Consider the following 3258-nt stretch of genomic DNA (forward strand, 5'->3'; position numbering starts at 1 on the left):
GTACCCGAACGGGGGTGGGATGGGGGGCACGACCGGTCGGTAGGCAGACCGTTGAGCGGACGTCGGGACGCCGTCGATACCGGGACCAAGGTCCCGTCCCACCGCCGCCGTGTGCCGGATTTGTCGGGATGTCCCCCACTTCCCGGGGAGTCACCGGGCCGGTCGGGGCCGAAAGTCCTTCGCCCGGGCAACGCGATGTGGCGTTGGCAACCTCTTCACTCTCGAGGGGAGCGGATACGGGCTTCGGTATTCCTGCCGAAGGGCTCGGTGGTGTCACGAAACCTCCTCGAAACAATGTGCCCGGATCGCCGGCAATGCCGGGGGCACTCTCGCGGTACTCACCCGGGTGGCCCGGGTGGGCGGCGGGCTCGAGTCATGACACACTTCGCCGCAGCTCGGCGACAGAGTGCAACATATGGGTGCTTGTCCCGCAACGGCTCGTTGCACCCTCCGACAAGGATGCGGCTGGGAGGTTCACGGTGGAGGCTGAACGGCAACGCAATGATGCACTGGACGAGCTGGCAACCATGCTCCAGTCCCTGATCGAAGACAACGCCACCAACATCAGCCGGCTGGCGGAGAGGACAGGATTCAAACGGCAGCAGGTTTCGCGGGCGGTCAACGGAAGGGAAGTTCCCTCACCCGACCTCTCCGACGCCCTGGATGTCGTTCTCCCCTGCGGGGGGGCTATTCGACGGCTCCGCGACGCCGCGGACCGCGAGAAGCGGGCACGACGCCTCGGCGTCGTACCGCCGATGAGAAGACCCACGGACGAGTATGTACCCGCCGCCCAGGGAATCGTTGTGTCCAATGATGTACGGACGATAGACCAAGAGGTGGTTTCCACGAACCGGCGAGAGTTCGCTGCAATACCAGCACTGCCGGCCCTGTCGGCGCTGGCGGCCTCCACCCGCCAGCGCATCGAGACCGGGAGCGCCTCGGACCGCACGCTCGACGAGCTGGAGTCCGACGTCGACGAGATCGCCCAGGTCTACGGCTCGGCCCCGCACCTCGCCCTGCTCGGTGAGGTGGCCGGCCGCTGGAAACAGATCGAGTCGATTCTCGACGGCCGCATGTCGGCGGGCACCCGGACCCGGGTCACGCTGCTCGGCGGTCAGCTCACCTACTTCCTGGGTCGGCTGGCTTTCAACACGAATGACTTCCGATCCGCCCGCCGATTCGCCGGACTGGCCGGAACATATGCGCACGAGATCGGCGAGCCGGTTCTCATCATGTCGGTCGCCGCGTTGCAGAGCTCGGTCGCCTATCACACGCAGCGGTACCGACAGGCGGTCGCGGCGCTCAGCATCGTGCGGCACGTCCGGCACCCGTACATGGACGCGAGAATCGCCGCCTACGAAGCTCGCGCGTACGCCAAGATGGGCGATCACGACAACGCCAGGGCCGCGCTGAACCGGATGGAGGCAGCGTCCTGCTCGATGGCACCGATGCCCGGTGAGACACCCGTCGGACCGGCCGCCGTCGCCATGTTCCGATCCGGGGTGGCAATCTCTCTGGACGACGCCGACATGGTCCAGGAATGGGCACCGATCGCCGTCGCGGGATACCGACGGAAAGGCAGCGACTTCACCGTCGAGGAATCCCAGCACGCCGTCATGTCGTACGCCTCGTCCTACCTCGTCGGTCCGGATCCGGAACCCGAGGAGGCGGCCCGCGTCGCGATGGGCGTCATCTCGACGGCACCCGACGCGCTGACGCATACTGTGAAGGCGAGGCTGCGGCAGTGCGCGTCGTCCTTTTCGCCGACGCATCATCGCCTTCCCGCGGTCGCGTCGTATCTCGAGGCGTGCCGCACGTTGCCGGCCGGCGGAACCGTGTGATCACGACGAAAGTCACTGGAAGCACAATTCCAACACTCACGACGGATCGCCTGCTGCTGCGGCCACTCGCCAACGGCGACGTGCCCGGCTTCGTGGAGATCTGGTCGGATCCCGAGTTCACCCGCCACATCGGAGGGTGGCACGACCCGGACGGTGTCTGGCATGCCATGGCCGCGAACATCGGCTGCTGGGCGCTGACCGGGGTGGGGCCCTGGGCGGTGGTGGAGCGGCCGACGGGTGACCTCGTCGGCCGCGCCGGCCTGTGGACGGAACCGGGCTGGCCCGGCATCGAGGTCGTCTGGTTCCTCCGCCGTGACCGGTGGGGTCGCGGCTACGCCCGGGAGGCGGCCGCCGCCGCGATCGACTGGGTGCTCGCCGAGCGCCCCGACCTCACGGAGATCGTCTCGGTGATCCTGCCGGCGAACATCGCGTCGGTGCGCGTCGCGCGGCGACTTGGCATGACCCGGACCCGGCTGCAGGCGCTGCACGGCGCGGAGCACGCCGTCTACGCGATCAGCCGGGCCGACTGGTCCGTCGCCCGAACCCGCCTGTCCCCCCGCGGCACCGATCGCTGACCTCCTGGCCCCGCCCGCCGACTGTCGGATACCGCCCGCATGGGGCAGATGTGAACGAAGCGGTCAGGCGGCGCCGGCAGGGCACCCTACCTGCCGGTTCATCCAGACCGGGCGTTGCTCACCGACAGCCAGGGGTAGCTCCATGGTGTAAATGGGCGTTCAGCACTGGTTGCGCCGTGACTCCGGCACTCCATACCCTTCCCGGGAAACCACCTTCGTCAGCATTGAAGGTTTTGCGCACCACCTCGTCCGGCGTTCCCGATGCACCTGCAGCGAAACGCCAACGGAATGAGCCTCCAGCTCATACGGATGCGCATTAGTCCGATTACCGGTCGTTGCGGGTATCTCGTGTCGGGAGAATATCGAATGAGCCAGGATGCGCCTCGGCGGAATCAGTTACCTCGGGACGCCGAGGATCGGTCACGAGCCTGGCGCGAGCGGCTGGGCGCCCTGTCACCGGCGGCGCGCGGCGACCTCCTGGTCGACCTCCTGGTCGCCGAGCTCACCGCGGTGACCGGCCAGGACGGACACGCCGCCCGCCGCGACCCGCATGCCCCATGGCGGCGCCTCGGTGTCTACCGGCACCGCGCTGACCAGCTGCGCGCGGCCCTCACCGCGGCCACCGGCGTCCGGCTGGCCGCCACGCTCTTCTTCGATCAGCCCTCCCCCGCGGCGCTCGTCGAGCACCTGCGGACCGAACTGCTCGGCCCCGACGACGCGCACGCACGCGCCGACCAGCACCCACACGCCGACCAGCACGGGCGTGCCGGCGGCCGCGGTCGGCTGGAGCCTGGTGGTGTCGATGATCCGGTGGTGGTGGTGGGGATGGGGTGTCGGTTGGC

The 3258-nt window shown here is 68.6% G+C and carries 3 protein-coding genes; 2 read left to right on the forward strand and 1 reads right to left on the reverse strand.

Annotated elements, in window-relative coordinates:
• The first annotated feature begins 197 nt into the window (after positions 1-197).
• Both C1A33_RS23035 and C1A33_RS23040 read left to right on the forward strand, forming a co-directional pair.
• Complete coding sequence (locus C1A33_RS23035; protein ID WP_243407857.1) at positions 198-1841, forward strand: NsdA family TPR-like regulatory protein; 1644 nt, start codon at positions 198-200, stop codon at positions 1839-1841.
• The gene (locus C1A33_RS23040; protein WP_101833453.1) at positions 1838-2416 is read left to right on the forward strand and encodes a GNAT family N-acetyltransferase; all 579 of its coding nucleotides are present in this window, start codon (positions 1838-1840) and stop codon (positions 2414-2416) included. Before C1A33_RS23035 ends, C1A33_RS23040 begins: the two co-directional genes overlap by 4 nt.
• A gap of 453 nt (positions 2417-2869) precedes the next feature.
• Here the strand turns inward: C1A33_RS23040 and C1A33_RS35175 are convergent.
• A partial coding sequence (locus C1A33_RS35175; protein WP_165818551.1) for a hypothetical protein occupies positions 2870-3258 on the reverse strand: 389 nt, incomplete at its 5' end.

It is taken from the genome of Frankia canadensis, from assembly GCF_900197875.1.
Classification (GTDB): Bacteria; Actinomycetota; Actinomycetes; order Frankiales; family Frankiaceae; genus Frankia; species Frankia canadensis.